This is a genomic window from Serratia sp. 201, assembly GCF_037027545.1.
GTDB lineage: Bacteria > Pseudomonadota > Gammaproteobacteria > Enterobacterales > Enterobacteriaceae > Serratia > Serratia bockelmannii.
Genome location: NZ_JAXCHC010000003.1, coordinates 72,671 through 86,975, shown reverse-complemented (window position 1 = coordinate 86,975; position 14,305 = coordinate 72,671). Strand labels below are relative to the sequence as shown.

The following is a 14,305-nucleotide window of genomic DNA, read 5'->3' as shown; positions in this document are numbered from 1 at the left end:
ACTTACGGTAAGAGCCCCTCCATATCAATAAGTTATACTTTATTGTTTTAATGATAATAATTTATTTTTTAATTAATTTACTTCCAATTAAAATGGACGGCGATTTTGCCTGCGGCGCATCTATCGTTTTTTGTTATAACGATGAGAAAAATTATGCTGAAAAATTTCTTCGTTTTTTCTGGCGTCCACCAACGGCACCGTTCCCAACGACAGATAACGTAAAAGGGGCGGCAGAGCCCGCCCCGAGAGGTCTTACCACATCAGCCGGCCGATCAATGGCGCGGCCACGACCGTAATGATGCCGGCCAGCATCATCACCAAACTCGACACTACGCCCTCCTGCGGCCCCAGCTCATAAGCGCGAGCGGTGCCGGCACCGTGCGACGAGGCGCCAAATCCGGCGCCCTTCGCCAGACGGCTGCGCACCGCCAGCCGCAAAAACAAAATATCCCCCACCGCCATGCCGAACACCCCGGTGATCACCACGAACAGCGCCACCAGATCCGGCTGCCCGCCCATCTGTTTGGCGGCCTCCAGCGCGAACGGCGTGGTGATCGACCGCACCGCCAGGCTGCGCTGCACCTCTTCCGGCAACGTCAGCAGGCGCGCCAGCCACACCGAGCTGTACACCGCCACCAGCACCGCGGTCGTTACGCCGGCGGTCAGCGATAGCCAGTGGCGGCGGATGATATGCAGGTTCTCATACACCGGCACCGCGAAAGCGATGGTTGCCGGCCCCAGTAGCCACAGCAGCCAGTGAGTTTCACCAATATAGTCCTGATAGGAGATGTGGGTGACCACCAGCAGCAGCACCAGGATCATTGGCGTCAGCACCAGCGGCATCAGCAACAGCGTGCGCCGGCGGCGATACAGCTTCTTGTTGGCGAAGTACAGCGCCAGCGTCGCCAGAAAACAGGCCAAGCTAAGGATAAAATCATTCATGACGCTGCTTCCGACGCTGCAGCCAAATCTCCAGCCGATACACCCTGTCCACCACCAGCCCGGTGGCGCCCAACGTCAGCATGGTGCTGACCGCGATCACCAAAAAGATCTTCCAGCCCTCGACCATCAACAGCTGGGCATAGTTGACCACCGCCACCACCGCCGGCACGAAAAACAGCAGCATTTCCGCCAGCAGCCAGCGGGAGCCGGCCTTAACCCAGCTCAGCGGCAGAATGCGCAGCAGGATTAGCGCCAGCAGCATCAACATGCCGACGATATTGGCGGGGAGCGGCAGGTGGAATTGTTGCACCAGACGATCGGCGATCAGGAACAGCGCCGCATACAACGCCACCTGAATCGGCACCTGCAAGCGGGTCAGCAGGGAGGGGGCAACGCGGCGTAACGCCAGAGACATGAAAGATGACCTCAAACAATAAATTAACGGCCTACAGTATACGCAGCCGGGAAACCACGCCTGAAATGAATTAAAATTATCGACATCATGCCGTCCGGGAATAGTTTCCCGCCGGTAGCGTCCCCAAGGAGAACCCTAACGTGGATGTCCGCACCCTGCGCTACTTCGTTGAAGTGGTGCGCCAGCAAAGCTTCACCCGCGCCGCGGAAAAACTGTTCGTCACCCAGCCCACCATCAGCAAGATGCTGCGGCATCTGGAGGAGGAGCTGGAGTGCACGCTGCTGATCCGCGAAGGCCGCAAGCTGCGCCTGACCGACAGCGGCCAGGCGGTGTATCAGCGCGGCCTGACGATCCTCGACGAATTCCGGCAACTGGAGGCGGAGCTGGAAGACATCAGCTCGGTGAAAAAGGGCGTGCTGCGGCTGGGCATTCCGCCAATGGTGGGCAGGCAGATCGCCGATCTGATCCGCCGCTTTCGCCAAACCTACCCCGGTATCGAATTGAAGATTTCCGAGCTGGGCGGGCTGTCGGTCGAACAGGCGGTGATGTCCGGCGAACTGGATCTGGCGATGACGGTGTTACCCTTCGATTCGGAACAGCCGCTGACCTTTCTGCCGCTGCTGGGCCATCCGATGTGCGTAGTGGCGCCGCGCACGCCGCAGTGGCTCAACCGCACCCGCATCAATATCGCCGAATTGGCCGACAGCCCGATCCTGATTTATAACGAAGACTTTGCGCTTTACAAGATGCTGATGAAGGCGTTTCGCCAGGCCGGTTTTGAACCGCAAATCGCGGTGCGCAGCGGCCAATGGGACTTCCTCGCCTCGATGGTGCAGGCCGGCGTGGGCATCGCCATGCTGCCGGAGCCGGTTTGCCGCTGGCTGGACAAGGAAAACCTGGTCTGGCTGCCGCTGGAGCCGCGCATGGAGTGGAAAATCGGCCTGATCTGGCGTCAGGGCAGCTACCTGTCGCACAGCGCGCAGGCCTGGATCGCCTGCTGCCGCGACTATTGGCCGCCGCTCAAGTAGCCAAAAAACAAGGGCCGCACAGGCGGCCCTTCAGGACAGAAATAAAGAGGAAAAACGTTTATTCCTCTTCTGGGGTTTACCCTTCGCGTTCGATCAACAGCGCTTCGAGCAGGTCGAGATCGTGCAGCAGTTTTTGCAGCGTCTCGTTGCTGATTTTCTGCGTGGCGCGCAGGTGGTACAGCTCGCCGCGCTCGGCGCGCAGCGCCGTCAGGCGGAAACGCCGCTCGAGGTTTTCCATCGCCAGCGCATTCTCGATATCGTCTTTCGACGCGATGCGCCGCCGCAGCATGCCCGTTACCCGCGAGCTGACCTCTTTCAACACCTGCGGATCGAGGTTCTCTTCGGTATCGGCAACCAGGCGCTCTTCCATTTTATTCACGCTCTCGATCGCCACCTCGGCCGCCATGGCGATCGCCATGCGCTCTTCGTGCTTGCTGGCGCTCTTGTCGGCCACCTGCACGCCGCGCAGCAGCAGCGGCAACGCCAGCACGCCGACAATCAGCGACAGCAGGATCACCCCGGCGGCGATAAACACCAGCTGATAGCGCGCCGGGAAGGCGGTGCCGTCACTCAGCAACAGCGGTATCGACAGCACGCCGGCCAGGGTAATCGCCCCGCGCACCCCGGCGAACGACGCCACCCACAGCTCACGCGTGCTGTAATCGCCGAACTGCAGCGGACGCTTTTTCATAAAGCGGTTACTGGCCTTCTTCATCACCCACAGCCAGGTGAAACGCAGCACCAGCAGTGCGGCGTAGATGGTAGCCACGTCGGCGAACAGATACCAGGTCTGGATGGTCGGATCCAGCTCCGCCTGCAGGATGGAGGTTTCAAGAATGCCCGGCAGCTGCAGGCCCAGCATGATGAACACCATGCCGTTGAACACGAACTCCAGCATCGCCCATACGCTGTTGGCGCGCAGACGCATCGCCAGCGGCGCGTTGCGGATCACGCCGGATTGGCTGATGGTCATCCCCGCCGCCACCGCCGCCAGGATGCCGGAGACGCCGATGTGTTCGGCAATCAGGTAAGAAGCGAACGGCAGCAGCAGCAGGAACACGATCTGGGTCGCCGGATCGTCGCCGCTCCAGCGGCTCATCACCCGCAGCGATTTACTGTAGGTCCAGGTGACCGCCACGCCGGCCAACAGGCCGCCGATCGCCACTTTGAGGAATTCAAGGGTCGCGCCGCCCACGGTGAACACCATGGTGCCCATCGCCACCGCGATGGCGAACTTGAGCGATACCAGGCCGGACGCGTCATTCATCAGCGCCTCGCCCTCGAGCACGCCCATGATCGGCTTGGGAATCCGCCCTTTGCCGACGATGCCGGACAGCGCCACGGCATCGGTCGGCGACAGCACCGCCGCCAGCGCGAAGGCCGCCACCAGCGGAATGCCCGGCACCATGGCGTAGATCAGATAACCGACGCCGACCACGGTGATCAGCACCAGCACCAGCGCCAGGCCGAGAATTTCACGCCCGTGATGCAGGAACTCGCGCGTCGGCGTTTTCCAGCCGTCGGCGAACAGCAGCGGCGGGATGAACAGCACCAGGAACAGTTCGGGATCAAAGTCGACGTGCAGCCCGAAATGCGGCCAGGCCAACAGGGCCCCGATGGCGATTTGCATCAGCGGCAGCGGCACCTGGAACGGCAACATGCGCGTCACCACCCCGGACAGGGAGACCACCAGGATCAAAATGAGGATTGTAAAAAAGATTTCCATGCTTTCCTTAGACTCTACGATTCAGACGACATCGGCTCAGGGCCTGCGTTGGTCCCGATAGTAGATCACTTTTTTTACAGCCGTTAAAGCTTGTTGTGCCTTTCAAAACGCGGTGCAGAGCAGAAGAAGACTTATCTTAAGAAGGGAATTGCCGTCACAGGCTCCCCCGCCCGATGGGCGAGGGAAACCCAAGAGGCTTAAATCGCCCAGCCGCCGGCGTAGAACGCCACCAGCGCCACGGCGATCAGCACGGTGCCGATGTTCAACTTGCGCCATTCGCCGGAGAAGATGCGGCCGATGACCAGCGAGCTGAAGCCCAGCATGATGCCGGTGACGATGTTGCAGGTCAGCACGATGAACACCGCGCACAGCAGGCCGGCCATTGCGTCGACGAAGTCGTTGAAGTCCAGCTTGGTGACGTTGCTCAGCATCAGCAGGCCGACGTACATCAGCGCCGGCGCGGTGGCGTAGACCGGCACCAGATAGGCCAGCGGCGACAGGAACAGGATCAGCAGGAACAGGATGCCGACCACGGTGGCGGTCAGGCCGGTTTTGCCGCCCGCGGCGGTGCCGGCAGCGGACTCGATGTAGACCGCGGCGGGCGCGGCGCCCACCAGGCCGGAGAAGATGCTGCTCAGGGAATCCGAGGTCAGCGCCTTGCCGCCGTTGATGATCTGCCCGTCTTTATCCAGCAGGTTGGCCTGCCCGGCCACCGCGCGGATGGTGCCGGTGGCGTCGAACACCGCGGTCATCACCAACGCCAGCACGCTCGGCAACACCACCGGTTGCAACGCGCCCATGATATCCAGACTGAAGATCAACGATTTGCCGTCAGCGTCCGCCAGGCTCGGCATGGCGAACAGCCCCTGGTATTTCACCGCCGGATCGACGATCAGGCCGATGATGGAAATGGCGATGATCACCAGCAGAATGCCGCCGGGCACGCGCAGCTTCTCCAGGCCGAAGATCACCGCCAGGCCGACCAGCGTCATCACCACCGGGAAGGAGGTGAAGGCGCCGAGCGCCACCGGCAGGCCATCCAGCGGGTTCTTCACCACCAGGCCGACACCGTTGGCGGCGATCAGCAGCAGGAACAGACCGATGCCGATGCCGGTGCCGTGCGCCACGCCCATCGGCAGGTTACGCAGGATCCAGGCGCGGATGCCGGTGACCGAGATGACGGTAAACAGCACGCCCATCACGAACACCGCGCCCAGCGCCACCGGAATGCTGATGTGCTGGCCCAGCACCAGGCTGAAGGCGGTGAAAGCGGTCAATGAGATCGCACAGCCGATGGCCATCGGCAGGTTAGCCCACAGCCCCATCAGCAGCGAGCCCAGCCCGGCCACCAGGCAGGTAGAGACAAACACCGCCGCCGGCGGGAAGCCCGCTTTGCCCAGCATGCTCGGCACCACGATCACCGAGTACACCATCGCCAGGAAGGTGGTCAGCCCCGCCACCACTTCCTGTCGCACGCTGCTGCCGCGCGCGGAAATTTTAAAATAGCCATCAAGCCCGCCGGTTGGTTTTGCGGCGTGGTTCGCTTGAGAGTTCGACATAGGTTACTTCCCCTGTGTTTCATTAATCGGCCCGTCACAGCAGGCCTGTCATCTCGCCCGCGCCCGATCGCTACGTAATCGTTTACGTCACGTTCCGCTTCCTTGCCCTTCCGTCGCATCGCCAACGGCAATGCGCACCAAGGCAAACGTTTAACTCGCAGCGCGCGGTACGGGTAATTTATGGTGGTTTATTCAAGGCAAACGATTATCCTGCCTTCCATGGCGTCTAATCAACTAAAGATCGCGGCAATTTATGCAGAAAGTGGCGGGAATGGCGTCTGCACGATAAAACCGGGGCGACGGACGCCCCGGCGAGATTATTGCGCCTGTACCGCAGCGGGATCCATATACATCAATTCCCAGATATGGCCGTCCAGGTCCTGAAAGCCATGGCCATACATCATGCCGTAGTCGCGTGGCTGATGATAAGTGTTGCCGCCGCCGGCGATCGCCTTGCGCACCAGTTCGTCCACCGCCGCCCGGCTGGGTTGCGACAGGCACACCAGCACCTCGGTGGCCTGTTTGGCGTCGCCGATCGGGTTCGGGGTAAACATCCTGAATTTGTCATGGGTCAGCAGCATCACGTAAATCGTGTCGCTGACCACCATGCACGCGGCGGTATCGTCGGTAAATTGCGGGTTGAAAGCGAACCCCAGGTGGGTGAAAAACGCCATCGACGCGGGCAGATCGCGTACGGGTAGGTTAACGAAGATTTGCGTAGCCATGGGCTACCTCCGATGAAGAATGACCCCATCGAGTATAGCCCATCCGCTTAACTCAGCAGGTCGTAAGGGCCGCCCTGCTCCAATGCCCGCTGGTAGGCGGGCCGGGCATGAATGCGCTGCAGGAAGCCGCGCAGTTTCGGGCAATTGTCCAACGCGCCGCGCGCCGCCATCGCCTCCAGCGGAAAGCTCATCTGAATATCCGCCGCGCTGAAATCGTTGCCGACAAACCAGCTGCCCTTGTTCAGGTGCTGTTCGAGGTATTCGCAGTGCGGCGCGATCTGTTTGTCGAGGTATTCGCGCTGCACGCCCTTGCCGATCGCGCCGGCCACCGGCCGCAGCAGCCAGGGGATCGGCGGCTGGCCAAGGCGGCTGAACACCAGCTTCATCACCAACAGCGGCATCAGCGATCCTTCGGCGTAGTGCAGCCAATAGCGATACTGCTGGCGCGCGTGGAAGTCGGTCGGCATGAACATGCCCTGCGCGTCATAGGCTTCCTGCAAGTATTCGATGATGGCGCCGGATTCCGCCAGCGTCAGATCGCCGTCGACGATCACCGGCGATTTGCCCAGCGGATGGATCTTTTTCAGCGCCGCCGGCGCCAGCAGGGTCTGCGGATCGCGCTCGTAGCGTTGCACCTGATAGGGCACACCCAGCTCTTCCAAAAACCACAGAATGCGCTGCGATCGCGAGTGGTTGAGATGATGAACAATGATCATGACGAAGCCTCTGTCCGCTGCCACACCAGTTCGCCAACCTGCACGCCGTTGCCGAGCGGCAAGGGCACCGTGCGCAACGTCAGCCGATCGCCGCTGAAAGCGTAAAAACGCACCTGACGGCTGCCTACCCAATTGGGGAACGAACAGCCTTCGACCTGATGCACCACCCGCTGTTCGCTTTCCTCCACCTGATAGTGGCCGAAGTAGCAAATCATATTGATGAAGGCGGCGCGGATCTCCCGCTCAGACCCCTGCGCCAAATCGTCGGCGGCGAAACGCGGCCGCACGGCGCTATACAGCTGCGCCGCCATCGTGCCGTTGGCCTCATAGTGGATGCGCCCCAACACCTGCTCGCCCAGCGGGTAATTCAGCTCGCCGTTCTGGTTTTTGAACACCGACGACACCAGCGCCCAGCTGCCGATAAACGCGTTTACCGTCATTACGCTTCTCCGGTTAAAGATCCTCTGTAAAGGGTAGTGGCGATTTTTACCGCGCGCCAGCGGGTGAAAAACAATCAGTTTATTTGACAGAGATACTCAAAACTCTCCGATTTTTTATTCACACCCGGTGCACTATTATTTAACACATCGAGAGGCAACGGGCTCTCACCTACCAAATACTCTGAGGAACACATCATGAAAAACGTCAAAATTTTTGCTACCGCTGCGCTGCTGGCTACCGCTTCTTTCGCTACCTTCGCCGCTGACCTGCCTTCCAGCCAACCCGCTGCAGACGCCCAAAAAATCGGCGTAGTCTCCGTTAGCGGCGCCACCAACCTGAGCGCGCTGGAAAGCGAACTGGCCAGCAAAGCCGCCGCGTCGGGCGCCAGTTCCTACCGCATCGTCGCCGCCGGTGGCCAGAACAAACTGTACGGCACCGCAGAAATCTTCAACTGATCGTCGAACAGCCAACCGACGGAAGAAAGAAGCCCCGCAAGGGGCTTTTCTCGTTGTGGGCAGGCAAAGCTCTTTGTGAACAGTGGCCGCCGGACATTTCACCGATACTGGGAATAACGCCTTACCCTCACCCACTTTGGAGAAATAACATGACCACAGCACATCCTCTGCAAGGCAAAGTCGCATTCGTCCAGGGCGGCTCACGCGGCATCGGCGCCGCCATCGTGAAACGGTTGGCGAGTGAAGGGGCCGCGGTCACCTTTACCTACGCCGCCTCGGCCGATCGCGCCGAAGCGGTGGCAAGCGCCGTTACCGCCGCCGGCGGCAAAGCCCTCGCCATCAGGGCCGACAGCGCCGATGCGGCGGCGCTGCAGCAGGCGGTGCGTCAGGCCGTCAGCCACTTCGGCAACCTGGATATTTTGGTGAACAACGCCGGGGTGTTTACACTGGGCAGCACCGAAGCGCTGGCGCTGGACGATCTGGATCGCATGCTAGCGGTCAACGTGCGCAGCGTGTTCGTCGCCAGCCAGGAAGCGGCGCGCCACATGAATGACGGCGGGCGCATCATCCACATCGGCAGCACCAACGCCGAGCGCGTGCCATTCGGCGGTGCGGCGGTGTATGCGATGAGCAAATCGGCACTGATCGGCCTGACCAAAGGCATGGCGCGCGATCTCGGCCCGCGCGGCATCACCGTCAATAACGTGCAGCCCGGCCCGGTAGACACCGAGATGAACCCGGACGCCGGCGAATTCGCCGATCAGCTCAAGCAGCTGATGGCGATCGGCCGCTACGGCAAAGATGAAGAGATCGCCAGCTTCGTCGCCTACCTCGCCGGCCCGCAGGCGGGTTACATCACCGGCGCCAGCCTGAGCATCGACGGCGGTTTCTCGGCGTAACGTCCAAGCCCCGTAAGGGGCTTTTTATTTATTCGCCTGTCGCGGAGTGTAAGCCTGAAGATCGATACATACCCGTTCGCCACCCCCGCTATACCCCACCAATACCGCTTGAAAGACAACAATCGAATCAGTTTATGCACAAAAACGGAATAGTTTATTGACGATTCTGTTATTTATTCACCTCACCGTCCCCTTTATCCTTCGCTCCATCGTGTCGTACCGGACACCCTTATTTTTCGAATTGTCGAACACAGGATAAAGATATGAAAACCATGACCACCGTTATTTCACTCGCTCTGTTTTCCATGTTGTCGTTTAACGCCGCAGCAGAAAGCGTTACCGCAACCGGTAGAACGCTGGACTCCACCGAAGCTCTCATCGCTAAAAAAGCGCAAGAGGCCGGTGCAAGCGGCTACAAAATCACCAGCGCCTACATGGGCAATTTCGTCACCATGAGTGCAGAGCTGAAAAAATAATATCAATGACGCCGCTCGCACGGCGTTATTTATTTCCGCATAAGGAAGTCATCGTCGGGTGGTTATTCGCCATGCTTTATAAAGCATTACGCTAAAACACCCGCGTACTAAAAATGAGCCTCTTTATCCACCGGTTATTATTCGGCGGCCTGACGTCGCCTATGTCCGGACGGTTCATTTTCATTCACTCTGCACTACGTCGTTATAAGGATGAGTCACTGATGAAATCATTGTATCGCCTCTCCCTCTTGCTGCCTTTGCTTGCCACAGTGCCTGCACAGGCCGCAGAGTCCGCCGCTCAGCCGTCAGACTGGTACCCTTCTGTTTACGGTGCAAAAGACGAAATCGGCGCCGCCAACCTGCTCACGCCGGAAGGGGTACTACAGTCCGTGCAACTGGTAAAACAGGGCAAGACATTGTCATTAGCGGTTCCCGTCGATAAAGATTTCCCGGCGTTCCGCCACCGTAGCTTCCGTTTATATAATATTCAGCCTGGTCAGCAGGACGGCAAAACGCTTGGCCCAAATAAATTCACCTTTAATGATGAATTGGTGAATGCCTGGACCGGCGTCGGCACCCAGTTGAACGGTATAGGCCATATCGGCATCGACAACGTTTATTATAACGGCAATAAGGCGGCGGACTTCGTCACCGTAGATGGCGTGAAAAAATTGGGCGTGGAAAAAGTGCCGCCCATGGTCACCCGCGGCGTGGTGCTCGATATGACGGCTTATTATCATAAAGACATCGTTCCGGGCGGCACCGAATTTTCCGTTGCGGATATTCAAGCGGTGCTTAAGAAGCAGGGCATTAGCTTAAGAAAAGGCGACGTTGTTTTATTTAATACCGGTTGGCTGGAGCTGATTGGTAAGGACAATAAAAAATTCCTGGAGGTCGAACCGGGTATCGGCATGGAAGCGGCGAAGTGGCTGGCTGACCAAGGCATTGTGGCCTTTGGCGGTGATACCTGGGCTTCCGAAGTGTACCCTAACCCGAAAAATGACGAAGAGTTCCCGGTCAACCAATACCTGCTGGCCAAGCGCGGCGTCTATAACCTGGAGCTGATCGACAGCCGCCCGCTGGTGCGCACGAAAACCTGGGAATTCCTGTTCGTGCTGGGGCAACCGCTGTATGTCGGTTCAACCCAGGTCAACATCAACCCGGTAGCAATTTACTGATTGGCGACACCACCGCAGAAAATCGGCAGCGAGCGCCCACAAAAAACCCCGCCTGAGCGGGGTTTTTTTAGCGCTGTCGCCAGGCTTAGAACGGAATATCGTCGTCGAAATCCATTGGTGGTTCGTTGCTGCTGGCCGCCGGAGCGCTGCTCTGCGCCGGGCGAGACTGCTGCTGGCCGCCGCTGAACTGGTTGCCGCCCTGTGGCTGCTGAGGCTGGCCCCAACCGCCCTGGCCGCCGGCAGATTGACCGGCCGGTGCGCCGCCGCCCTGACGGCCGCCCAGCATCTGCATGGTACCGCCAACGTTAACCACCACTTCGGTGGTGTATTTTTCCACGCCGGACTGATCGGTCCATTTACGCGTCTGCAGGGAGCCTTCGATGTAGACCTGAGAGCCTTTACGCAGGTATTCGCCCGCCACTTCGGCCAGTTTGCCGAACAGCACGACGCGGTGCCACTCGGTCTTCTCTTTCTGTTCGCCGGTCGCCTTGTCACGCCAGCTTTCGGAGGTCGCCAGGGTAATGTTGGCCACTGCGCCGCCGTTCGGCATGTAACGGACTTCTGGATCCTGACCCAGATTCCCGACCAGAATTACTTTGTTTACGCCTCTGCTGGCCATGAGCACTTCTCCCGATGATTGATTTCTACACAGTATAAACGCGTCAGTTTACCACGCTGAGTACGAAACCACACCCGTGTTGATAAGTGCGAATTGCATTCCAGAATTGTCTTTTCGATCGACCTTGTTGCATTCTCATACTGGATATTCATTCAGGTTTTTTTGTGTCATAATTATGCGTTTCGACCAGGCTGTGCCGGTTTTTTGCGAGATCCATCACAAAATCCCCCGCAAAAATCGCGACAGGCGCGGTGTATCATCAAGACGGGAAGTGTAAATGGACAATATCGAAGTTCGTGGTGCTCGAACCCATAATCTGAAAAACATCAACCTGATCATCCCGCGTGACAAACTGATCGTCGTCACCGGCCTGTCCGGTTCCGGCAAGTCTTCGCTGGCTTTCGATACGCTGTACGCCGAAGGGCAGCGGCGCTATGTCGAATCACTCTCCGCCTATGCGCGCCAGTTCCTGTCGCTGATGGAAAAGCCGGACGTCGACCATATTGAAGGTCTGTCGCCGGCGATCTCCATCGAGCAGAAATCCACCTCGCACAACCCGCGGTCCACGGTCGGCACCATCACCGAGATCCACGACTACCTGCGCCTGCTGTTCGCCCGTGTCGGCGAGCCACGCTGCCCGGATCACCATGTGCCGCTGGCGGCGCAAACCGTCAGCCAGATGGTCGATAACGTGCTGAGCCAGCCGGAAGGCAAGCGCCTGATGCTGCTGGCGCCAGTAGTGAAAGATCGCAAGGGCGAGCACACCAAAACGCTGGAAAACCTGGCCGCCCAGGGCTATATCCGCGCGCGCATCGACGGTGAAGTGTGCGATCTGTCCGATCCGCCGAAGCTGGAGCTGCAGAAAAAACACACCATCGAAGTGGTGGTCGATCGCTTCAAGGTGCGCGACGACATGGCGCAACGCCTGGCCGAATCGTTCGAAACTGCGCTGGAGCTGTCCGGCGGCACCGCGGTGGTGGCGGACATGGACGACGAAAAAGCGGACGAGCTGCTGTTCTCCGCCAACTTCGCCTGTCCGATCTGCGGCTACAGCATGCGCGAGCTGGAACCGCGCCTGTTTTCCTTCAACAACCCGGCCGGCGCCTGCCCGACCTGCGATGGCCTGGGCGTGCAGCAGTTCTTCGATCCGGATCGCGTGGTGCAAAACCCCGAGCTGTCGCTGGCCGGCGGCGCGATCCGCGGCTGGGATCGCCGCAACTTCTACTATTTCCAGATGCTGCGTTCACTGGCGGAGCACTATGAGTTCGACGTCGAAGCGCCGTTCAACACCCTGAGCGCCGACGTACAGAAGGCGGTGCTGAGCGGCTCTGGCAAAGAGTCGATCGAATTCAAATACATCAACGATCGCGGTGACACCACCGTGCGCCGCCATCCGTTCGAAGGCGTGCTGCACAACATGGAGCGCCGCTATAAAGAGACCGAATCCAGCGCGGTGCGCGAAGAGCTGGCGAAGTTCATCAGCAACCGCCCTTGCGCCTCGTGTCACGGCACCCGTCTGCGCGAAGAAGCGCGCAACGTGTTCGTCGAAGACACCACGCTGCCGGAAATCTCCGATCTGAGCATCGGCCATGCGATGACCTTCTTCCAGAACATGAAGCTCAGCGGCCAGCGCGCCAAGATCGCCGAGAAAGTGCTGAAAGAGATCGGCGATCGCCTGAAATTCCTGGTGAACGTCGGCCTGAACTACCTGTCGTTGTCCCGGTCGGCGGAAACGCTCTCCGGCGGTGAAGCGCAGCGTATTCGTTTGGCCAGCCAGATCGGCGCCGGCCTGGTGGGCGTGATGTACGTGCTGGATGAGCCGTCGATCGGCCTGCACCAGCGCGATAACGAGCGCCTGCTGGAAACGCTGATCCACCTGCGTAACCTCGGCAACACGGTGATCGTGGTGGAGCATGACGAAGACGCCATCCGCGCCGCCGACCACGTGATCGACATCGGCCCCGGCGCCGGCGTGCACGGCGGCCAGGTGGTGGCAGAAGGCACCGTCGACGACATCATGGCGCAGCCGGAATCGCTGACCGGCCAGTTCCTCAGCGGCAAGCGCGAGATCGCCATTCCCGCGCAGCGTGTGCCGGCCGATCCGACCAAAGTGTTGAAGCTGAGCGGCGCGCGCGGCAACAACCTGAAGGACGTGACGCTGACGCTGCCGGTCGGTCTGTTTACCTGCATCACCGGCGTGTCCGGCTCCGGCAAATCGACGCTGATCAACGATACGCTGTTCCCGATCGCCCAGCGCCAGCTTAACGGCGCCACCATCGCCGAGCCGGCGCCGTTCCGCGAAGTGACCGGCCTGGAACATTTCGACAAGGTGATCGACATCGATCAGAGCCCGATCGGCCGTACGCCACGCTCCAACCCGGCCACCTACACCGGTATCTTCACCCCGGTGCGCGAGCTGTTCGCCGGCGTGCCGGAATCGCGCAGCCGCGGTTATACGCCGGGCCGCTTCAGCTTCAACGTCAAGGGTGGGCGCTGTGAAGCCTGCCAGGGCGACGGGGTGATCAAGGTCGAAATGCACTTCCTGCCGGACATCTACGTGCCGTGCGACCAGTGCAAGGGCAAACGCTATAACCGCGAAACGCTGGAAGTGAAGTACAAGGGCAAGAGCATCCACGAAGTGCTGGAGATGACCATCGAAGAAGCGCGTGAGTTCTTCGACGCGGTGCCGGCGCTGGCGCGCAAGCTGCAGACCCTGATGGATGTCGGCCTGTCCTACATCCGCCTCGGCCAGTCGGCCACCACGCTCTCCGGCGGGGAGGCGCAGCGCGTCAAGCTGGCGCGCGAGCTGTCGAAACGCGGCACCGGCCAGACCCTGTATATTCTCGACGAACCGACTACCGGCCTGCACTTCGCCGATATCCAACAGCTGTTGGCGGTGCTGCATCAGTTGCGCGATCAGGGCAATACCATCGTGGTCATCGAGCATAACCTGGACGTGATCAAGACCGCCGACTGGATCGTCGATCTGGGGCCGGAAGGCGGCAGCGGCGGCGGCGAGATCCTGGTCGCCGGCACGCCGGAAACCGTGGCCGAGTGTGAAAAATCGCACACCGCGCGCTTCCTGAAACCGCTGTTGAACAAGTAATATCGCCAACGTGCGGGCCG

General features: G+C 59.9%; 14 protein-coding genes. 6 read left to right on the top strand and 8 right to left on the bottom strand.

The features are described 5' to 3' along the window. Positions 1-252: 252 nt before the first annotated feature. Together WA302_RS16080 and WA302_RS16075 are read right to left on the bottom strand one after the other, a co-directional pair. Positions 253-942, bottom strand: a complete 690-nt coding sequence (locus WA302_RS16080; protein WP_004936833.1) for an LrgB family protein — start codon at positions 940-942, stop codon at positions 253-255. Next, complete coding sequence (locus WA302_RS16075) at positions 935-1,357, bottom strand: CidA/LrgA family protein (RefSeq protein ID WP_004936830.1); 423 nt, start codon at positions 1,355-1,357, stop codon at positions 935-937. Before WA302_RS16075 ends, WA302_RS16080 begins: the two co-directional genes overlap by 8 nt. A 140-nt stretch (positions 1,358-1,497) precedes the next feature. Between WA302_RS16075 and WA302_RS16070 the strand changes: the two genes are divergently transcribed. Next, the gene (locus WA302_RS16070) at positions 1,498-2,385 is read left to right on the top strand and encodes a LysR family transcriptional regulator (RefSeq protein WP_025304429.1); all 888 of its coding nucleotides are present in this window, start codon (positions 1,498-1,500) and stop codon (positions 2,383-2,385) included. Between the two features lie 76 nt (positions 2,386-2,461). Here WA302_RS16070 and WA302_RS16065 read toward each other — a convergent pair whose 3' ends face one another. The 5 genes from WA302_RS16065 to WA302_RS16045 form a co-directional block, all read right to left on the bottom strand. Then, positions 2,462-4,111 carry a Na+/H+ antiporter gene (locus WA302_RS16065; RefSeq protein ID WP_025304430.1) on the bottom strand — a complete coding sequence of 550 codons (1,650 nt, stop codon included), beginning with the start codon at positions 4,109-4,111 and terminating at the stop codon, positions 2,462-2,464. Positions 4,112-4,308: 197 nt separating this feature from the next. After that, the gene (locus WA302_RS16060; RefSeq protein ID WP_025304431.1) at positions 4,309-5,670 is read right to left on the bottom strand and encodes an NCS2 family permease; all 1,362 of its coding nucleotides are present in this window, start codon (positions 5,668-5,670) and stop codon (positions 4,309-4,311) included. 317 nt (positions 5,671-5,987) lie between these two features. Further along, positions 5,988-6,395 carry a VOC family protein gene (locus WA302_RS16055; RefSeq protein ID WP_025304432.1) on the bottom strand — a complete coding sequence of 136 codons (408 nt, stop codon included), beginning with the start codon at positions 6,393-6,395 and terminating at the stop codon, positions 5,988-5,990. Between the two features lie 47 nt (positions 6,396-6,442). Beyond that, positions 6,443-7,111, bottom strand: coding sequence for a glutathione S-transferase family protein (locus WA302_RS16050; protein WP_025304433.1), 669 nt, complete (start codon positions 7,109-7,111; stop codon positions 6,443-6,445). Next, positions 7,108-7,551, bottom strand: a complete 444-nt coding sequence (locus WA302_RS16045) for a lipocalin-like domain-containing protein (protein WP_060434688.1) — start codon at positions 7,549-7,551, stop codon at positions 7,108-7,110. The genes WA302_RS16050 and WA302_RS16045 overlap by 4 nt, the downstream gene beginning before the upstream one ends. A 195-nt stretch (positions 7,552-7,746) precedes the next feature. Here WA302_RS16045 and bhsA point away from each other — a divergent pair, with 195 nt between their 5' ends. From bhsA to WA302_RS16025, 4 genes are all read left to right on the top strand, one after another. Next, positions 7,747-8,007 (top strand): multiple stress resistance protein BhsA, encoded by a 261-nt coding sequence (gene bhsA / locus WA302_RS16040; protein ID WP_025304435.1) that lies wholly within the window; start codon positions 7,747-7,749, stop codon positions 8,005-8,007. 149 nt (positions 8,008-8,156) lie between these two features. After that, a complete protein-coding gene (locus tag WA302_RS16035; protein WP_025304436.1) occupies positions 8,157-8,906 on the top strand; it encodes a 3-oxoacyl-ACP reductase family protein in 750 nt (249 codons plus the stop codon). A gap of 263 nt (positions 8,907-9,169) precedes the next feature. Continuing rightward, positions 9,170-9,382: a DUF1471 domain-containing protein gene (locus tag WA302_RS16030; RefSeq protein ID WP_004936800.1), complete on the top strand. Its 213-nt coding sequence runs from the start codon at positions 9,170-9,172 to the stop codon at positions 9,380-9,382. A gap of 113 nt (positions 9,383-9,495) precedes the next feature. Then, complete coding sequence (locus tag WA302_RS16025; protein WP_239662956.1) at positions 9,496-10,560, top strand: cyclase family protein; 1,065 nt, start codon at positions 9,496-9,498, stop codon at positions 10,558-10,560. Between the two features lie 85 nt (positions 10,561-10,645). Here the strand turns inward: WA302_RS16025 and ssb1 are convergent, their stop codons facing one another. Beyond that, on the bottom strand, positions 10,646-11,179 hold the full coding sequence (gene ssb1, locus WA302_RS16020; RefSeq protein WP_025304438.1) for a single-stranded DNA-binding protein SSB1: 534 nt from the start codon (positions 11,177-11,179) through the stop codon (positions 10,646-10,648). Positions 11,180-11,456: 277 nt separating this feature from the next. On the opposite strand from ssb1, the gene uvrA reads away from it, so the two are divergent. Further along, on the top strand, positions 11,457-14,285 hold the full coding sequence (uvrA, locus tag WA302_RS16015; RefSeq protein ID WP_049204329.1) for an excinuclease ABC subunit UvrA: 2,829 nt from the start codon (positions 11,457-11,459) through the stop codon (positions 14,283-14,285). Positions 14,286-14,305: the final 20 nt, after the last annotated feature.